The organism is Alkalispirochaeta alkalica DSM 8900, assembly GCF_000373545.1.
GTDB classification, from domain to species: Bacteria; Spirochaetota; Spirochaetia; order DSM-27196; family Alkalispirochaetaceae; genus Alkalispirochaeta; species Alkalispirochaeta alkalica.
In genome coordinates, this window is record NZ_KB891722.1 from 1 (window position 1) to 6,762 (window position 6,762).

Below are 6,762 nucleotides of genomic sequence, written 5' to 3' on the forward strand. Positions count from 1 at the left end.
CTGCGTCATAGCTACGCTACCCACTTGCTGGAAAAAGGAACGGACCTGCGGATTATTCAGGAGCTTCTGGGGCACGCCAGCACCAGGACCACCGAGATTTACACCCACGTCTCCACCACTCTGATTTCCCGGGTCCCAAACCCCCTGGATGATCTGGACCTGGAGTGANGGCCTGCATATGAGCGATGGCGTGCGTATAATAAATGGAGGAAGGCGGGATACACGCAATAGCGGGGGGAACCAAAGGGTGCATATACGCAAGTTTGCGTGTATCGGGGAGTTAGGCGAAATGCATGGCAAGTTTGTTTTACCTCGCCGTCCATGGGCTCAGGAGATATTATGAGCAATATCATCTATACACCTAAAATAGAATTCAGAGGTTTTGAAGTTGTAAACGAATTACAGTTTTATGACCAATATTCATCCATCTTTGATTATTCTGTAAACCTTGATCAACCGAAACAAAAATCAAAGATAGAAAACAGGGAAAAAATCTGTTCTTTTTGCTCAAAAAGCGAATCTGATGGTGCAAGGTTTTCAGATGATTGTCATGTTATCCCTGCCTTTTTTAATGATCCAAAATTATTATCTGATGAAGAGTGTGTTGATTGTAATCACAAATTTGGAGAAAAATATGAGAGTGATTTATCAAAAATGCTAAACCCCTTTCTTATAAATAGCCAAATCTTAAGAAGAAAAGGAATAACACGGACTGCAAAGAATTCAAATACAAGATTTGAGTTCAATAAGGAACAAGGAGTTGATGTTAAAACTTCAAAAGATTTCGATGTAGATACTGAAGAAGGGAATCTAAAGATATCTATTCCGAGAGAAGCCTTCAATCCTCAAAATGCATTACGATCGTTATTGCACACATTTTGGTTAGTCATTGATATAAACGAACGAAAAAAATACCCTTGGATTATTAGTGCATTAAAAAATCAAGATTTGCGAATACCATCAGCCATTTATCTTGGTTTCAATGCTGGAGGAACTCGATCAATTGATTTAAAAGTCTTTAAGCTAAAGAAGCGAAACGAACAACTTTGCGAATACATACTTAAGCTTAGTTTTGGACTATATTTTATTTATTATGGAATCTATGAAAATGACTTCAAACCTATACTCATTGAACCTATATCAATTGATTCATCTATTACGATTCCTCCAGAAGTACAAATGACAGATTTTAAATCAATAAAAAGCATCTCAGCTGGTGAGCATGATTTGTCTTTTTCATTCGAGGAATACTCAAAAGATGGCCAAGCGATAAGAAGCAGTGTAAGCAGGAAAGAAATAATTCTTGTTTCATTATACATAAATGGTAGTGAAATTATAAACAAAACAAAAGTTACCTTTTTCTATAATGGCAAGGTGCATATTCATGGCCATGATTTAGCTGCAAAGATTATAATAACAGAAAATGCAAATGATAATAAGTTTGAATTAGATCCTTATGGAAATTCAATTTTAAATCTTAAAAAAACCCTTGATTTTATACGAGAAATTAATACAAGCGACAGCTTCGAAATCAGACCCATGAAAGGCGGCCAAAATTTAAAGCTACCAACATTTCAAATACCAATAAATCAATATTATATTAATACAATCAATGCTCTTTATGATATTTCCACACATGTAGGCAAAAACATGATTTTTACTCCTTCTAATGAAGAAGAAGAAATTAAAAATGCTTTATGGTTCGCGGAAATCTTGAATATGGGTATTGCGATCGGTAATTTTATCAAAATAACTGTTGATACAGAAGATAAACTCAAATCTTTGCTCAATGATCTCCATGGTAAAGACAATTTCTATTTTGATTTTCAGAATGAAGAAATTAGAATAATGAATATTAAAATTAATCTTTCAGAATATGTTGAAGTTCATTGTGTTAACATAAAAAAAATCATTGAAGAAGGTTATTCCGTTATCATTGAAGGTGAAAAAATTGTATTATGTTCAAAATGATGTTCAAAAATACTTCCATGTATTTTTGAACACATCACTGAAGTGCCATGCAAATCGCCTAACACGGCGTAATGCGCTGCGCTCCCTATCGGTCGCTTGGGCTTCGCCACATTTTCACCTCCGCTATCGCTACGGTGAAAACGTCGCATACGCCGGGAACGTTATCGGTAAGATTTTGGAGGAAAGCAAATTGACGCAAAGGAGAAGTTATGAATGATTTCCATATTCTTGCGCTCTCAGGTGGGGGATTCAAGGGTTTGTACACGGCAAAGGTTCTGGCTAAAATTGAAGAAGAATTTGGATGCCCTGTTGCCCAAAAGTTTGATCTCATAGCAGGTACATCTATTGGCGGAATTTTAGGTATTGCGGTTTCATTAGAGATACCGGCATCTGAAATGGTAAAATTGTTTGTCGATCATGGGAAAACTATTTTTTCATCACAAAAGCGTTCTTGGATAGGAATGTGTAAGTCAAAGTATTCAAACAAAGGACTTCATGAAGTACTACAAGGAATTTTTGGAGATAAGACGGTTGGAGATCTAAAGCATAGAGTTATAATCCCGACCATCAATTTCACCAAAGGAGGGCCACAGGTTATAAAGACCCGCCACCACGAAAGTTTTCGTATGGATCACTCTAAAAAACTGGTTGATGTGGCTTTAATGACAAGTGCTGCTCCTACATTCTTTCCAATACATAGAACAGACTATGGTGATTTTATTGATGGTGGATTGACGGCTAACCATCCGGGATTATTTGCTTGTATTGAGGCCCAGAAGTTTTTAGATGTCAAACTTGAAGATATTTATCAGCTTCATATCGGTACTTTATCTGGCAAGTATACTTCTTCTGGAAAAACTGGGGTGCTTAAGTCGGGGCTTTTACAATGGAAAACAAAGCTTATTGAATTAATTTTTTCATGCCAGGAGCAATCTACTGACCAAATTGTAAAATTTATGCTTGAAGCTAACTATTATTCGATAGATGAAACACCATCAGATGATCAAGCCTCTTCAATCGGCTTAGACAAAGTAGATGAAGTTGCACAGAGGATATTGAAGCAATGTGCAGAGGTCTCAGCTCAGAGTTTTATTGGCAAACCAGAATTCAATAGATTAAAAAACCATTCAAAACATCAATTTATTCCTATACCATTTGAAAAGGAGAATACTAAATGAGAAATCTATCCCCCCTTTTTTCAAGAAATGAACAAGGATTTCTTGGGAATCTTAACCTTTCAGATGCCCAGAAAGCATTAATTCAAGAAGCAAAAGTTAAAATTCGTGACCATTTACGATCTGGAATCACGCGAATAATTAAAGCTGAACAGAATATTGATCTTTCTCCAAGATTTCTATCTCAAGGATCTTCTGTATATAAAACACGAAATCAGCCTTGCATCAATCCACCTCAACAGATTGATCATGACCTTGGATGCTATTTGCCTCTTTCGTTCCATGAAGAAACTGGCCATCCATCAATTGCTGCTAATATATTCTTCTCAGTTGTAGATTTACTTTTAGAAGAAATAGTTCAAGCTGAGAATTGGCAAGGTTTTAAAAGCAAGGATACATGTTCAAGGGTCATAGTTAATGAACAAATTCATATTGATATTCCATTATATTCAATACCAGACAAAGAATTCGGATTAATCAAAGAAAGTGCTGCCAAAAAGAATTTCTCTATGGATTCAATGAGCATGGAATCCATTTCTGAGGATGAATGGGAAATAATAAAAAACAAAGTACTGCTAGCGCATAGAGAGGAGGATTGGATTCCCTCTGATCCCCGAAAATTAAACCAGTATTTTAAATATATTTTTGAGAACAAAGGAGAGCAGCTTCGGCGTGTTTGTCGGTATCTAAAAGCTTGGCGTGATTATAAGTGGCAACAAGGTGGTGGACCTTCCTCTATTTATTTAATGATTCTTGCGGATAGCATCTTTCAAAGCGCTATTGATAGAAGAGATGATTTAGCATTATTGAATGTTCTTGAGAATATTCCAAACCGAATCACAAATCCTATTAAAAATCCGACAGATGATTCAGAGACAATACGAATCAATGAAGATGATAAAGACAGTCTTCGTGTCTATGCAATAGACTTTGCCCGTGACTTAAAAAAAGCTATTAAAGAAGCGGATATCTCAAGTAGGATTTCATGTGAATTAATTCGAAAACATGTTGGTACCCGATTCCCAATTGATGATACTTTGCAGTTTATACCTAGAGAAAAAGTATTAAGTAATCCTGTAGAAAAAGACAGGAGTAATAGAGAACCAGAAAATCGGGGGCGAGCCGGTTGAGTACATTTCCGAAATTTACGGAAGCTTTTGCTTTAGAAGGTTTTTCACTTTGGTATAATCCGGATAATAGAAATTGTGTCTCATATAAAGGTGAAATTATAACGAATAAAGGTATATATGAATTAGAATTTCGCTTTTCAGGCAACCGACTAGTCTCTTTTCCAAAAGCATTCATGCTAACACAAGATAATCCTAATCTAAAACCGTTTTATTTCCCACACCTTGATGGGGATTGGCAACTTTGTTTTGATGAAGGTATTAAAGTATTTGATAAGTATCGTCCTATAGATATGGTCAAATATTGTGTTGAACGGGTTAGATATGTAATCAACTCGACAACACTCCATGATATGAAGGAGATTACTCGTGAGTTCATGGCATACTGGAAACCAAGTAAGAGATATTTTGGAGAAATGAGACCGAGCGTAAATTATGCCAAGTTACAAAACGACATCTTAACCGGCATTTCAGATGATAGATTCAATTCTAGTAAATCGAAAAATCAATATATAGCAATCTATAAGATTCCTGAGATTCCGGAATTTGCAAACATTAAATGGCCGATAGAGAATATTGGTGATTTATGCCTTTGGCTAAATAATGTTAATAGCATTTGCAGTGAAATTAAAAAAAACATAAAAACAAAGATTAGGGAGTATTTAACCGATTTTATTATTCTTATTTATTCACAAAAACAAAATTATTACTTTGGTGTTGAGATCGGAATTTTATCGCCACTGATGCATAAAAAACGCAAACCTCATTTACAAGAAACAACTGTCAACTGTATATTATCTAAAAACAGTCACATAAAGAACCGACTTTGGATAGTGAATTCAACGCCTGATGAATTGATTACGTCAAACACCGATTCTACTATCAATTTAATCAATAAAAATATTTTGCTCATTGGCGCAGGGACGATAGGTAGCAACCTAGCAAATATGATAGTGCGTAATGGCGGGGGTGTTGGCAATAATGGGGTTTTAAATATTATTGATAATGATCACTTTGAACCGTGTAATTTCAGTCGTCATTTTCTTGGGATTAATTCTACGGGTAGGTTTAAGGCAGAGGCTTTACAAAATGAGTTAATACGTATTGCTCCATTTTGTAAAATCATTGCTTTGAATGAGTCTGTTTATACCTCTACTATTCTTTCACATGAATTTGACCTCATTATAGACACAACCGGAGAAGAAGCTCTAACAATGTGGCTACATGAAAAATTAAATCATAAAAATACTGTTGTAATCTCAACTTGGGTCAGAGGGCGTGGCGAAGCCGTTGAATCATTTGTGCTCAACAACCGCGAAAATGGATGCCATCAATGCTTCCGCATGTCAGATTCAGCCATAACATACACAGGTGAAGAATACCCTTTGCGTGGCTCTTGTGGATCTGTTTATGTTCCATTTTCTATTTCAGCTTCCATGTATGCATCGCTACTTACTATTGAGATTATAAATATGTGGTTACTTGAAAAGCTTCCCAATAATTTCTTCATGCAACAACTTTACCCTACTGGTGGCATAGAATCTAAATTGATTAAAAAAAATGGGGAATGTCAAATATGTGGCAAGAATTATACAAAGGAGTAACAATTTGTGAAAGCCCAAAAAGATACGTCATTTTCTCAGAAGATGTGATTGAGATACTTAAAAGATATCAGCAAAACACAAATGACGGTTTAGAAAGTGGTGGATTAATTTTAGGGAAGATACGTGGGGAGCATTTCGAAGTTACACATTTAACCACACCACAACCAAAAGACAAACAAAATAGATTTTCTTTTGAAAGAAATGATCCAGAACATGTTAAGATAATGCAAAAGTTGAAAAACAGTAGTAACAAGGAGATTTGTTATCTAGGTGAATGGCATACACATCCAGAAGACAATCCTATACCGTCTGGAATTGATATGCATGAGTGGAATTCTATTAGGAAAAAGCGAAAGTACCAAGTAATCTTTTTAATAATAGGTCGTAAAAATTATTTTATTGAATGAGGAGCACATGTTACATGAAATAATGATTAGTTTAGTAAAATATGCTGATGCTGATGAAGGTGTTGATAATTGGTTATGCTCTAAAATCCAACCGATAACAGCGTGTATATGCCATTGCTTCGCAACAGCACATACACGCGAAACGTTATGTAAAAATTACTCTGGACATATAGAATAAAAAGATATATATTAAACGTACGTTATAGCGTATGGAGGAGTTGTGTGAGTAGCGTTAATGTTACAAATGCAAGAAAAGATTTGTACAAGCTGGTTCAAAAAGTNAATTTGACTCATGAACCCCTAGTAATAACTGGTAAAGATTCAAATGCAATTCTTGTAGGGGAAGAAGATTGGAAGAGTATTCAGGAAACTTTATACTTAACCTCAATTCCAGGAATGAGAGAATCAATAATTGAGGGAATGAATACACCAGCCGAAGAAATGTCTGATACATTGGATTGGTAATGTATAGCTTGGT

7 protein-coding genes are annotated in these 6,762 nt (G+C 35.5%); all 7 read left to right on the forward strand.

Going from position 1 to position 6,762, the window contains the following annotated elements:
• Nucleotides 1–168 (forward strand): tyrosine-type recombinase/integrase (locus B071_RS19205; RefSeq protein WP_018526955.1); only part of this gene is annotated, 168 nt, incomplete at its 5' end.
• A 171-nt stretch (nt 169–339) separates the two neighbouring features.
• On the forward strand, nt 340–1,971 hold the full coding sequence (locus B071_RS19680) for a hypothetical protein (RefSeq protein WP_157703138.1): 1,632 nt from the start codon (nt 340–342) through the stop codon (nt 1,969–1,971).
• Between the two features lie 209 nt (nt 1,972–2,180).
• Nucleotides 2,181–3,149: a CBASS cGAMP-activated phospholipase gene (locus tag B071_RS19210; RefSeq protein WP_083914815.1), complete on the forward strand. Its 969-nt coding sequence runs from the start codon at nt 2,181–2,183 to the stop codon at nt 3,147–3,149.
• The gene (locus B071_RS19685) at nt 3,146–4,276 is read left to right on the forward strand and encodes a CBASS cGAMP synthase (RefSeq protein WP_157703140.1); all 1,131 of its coding nucleotides are present in this window, start codon (nt 3,146–3,148) and stop codon (nt 4,274–4,276) included. Before B071_RS19210 ends, B071_RS19685 begins: the two co-directional genes overlap by 4 nt.
• Entirely contained in the window at nt 4,273–5,877 is a 1,605-nt protein-coding gene (locus B071_RS19215) for a ThiF family adenylyltransferase (RefSeq protein ID WP_157703142.1), read from the forward strand. The genes B071_RS19685 and B071_RS19215 overlap by 4 nt, the downstream gene beginning before the upstream one ends.
• Nucleotides 5,850–6,284, forward strand: coding sequence for a Mov34/MPN/PAD-1 family protein (locus tag B071_RS19220; RefSeq protein ID WP_157703143.1), 435 nt, complete (start codon nt 5,850–5,852; stop codon nt 6,282–6,284). Before B071_RS19215 ends, B071_RS19220 begins: the two co-directional genes overlap by 28 nt.
• 222 nt (nt 6,285–6,506) lie before the next feature.
• Complete coding sequence (locus B071_RS18540) at nt 6,507–6,749, forward strand: type II toxin-antitoxin system Phd/YefM family antitoxin (protein ID WP_051075296.1); 243 nt, start codon at nt 6,507–6,509, stop codon at nt 6,747–6,749.
• Nucleotides 6,750–6,762: the final 13 nt, after the last annotated feature.

Bases quoted from the DNA above. Each gene is read 5' to 3' on its own strand.
- B071_RS19680 (WP_157703138.1), top strand. From the start codon at position 340: ATGAGCAATATCATCTATACACCTAAAATAGAATTCAGAGGTTTTGAA.
- B071_RS19210 (WP_083914815.1), top strand. From the start codon at position 2,181: ATGAATGATTTCCATATTCTTGCGCTCTCAGGTGGGGGATTCAAGGGT.
- B071_RS19685 (WP_157703140.1), top strand. From the start codon at position 3,146: ATGAGAAATCTATCCCCCCTTTTTTCAAGAAATGAACAAGGATTTCTT.
- B071_RS19220 (WP_157703143.1), top strand. From the start codon at position 5,850: ATGTGGCAAGAATTATACAAAGGAGTAACAATTTGTGAAAGCCCAAAA.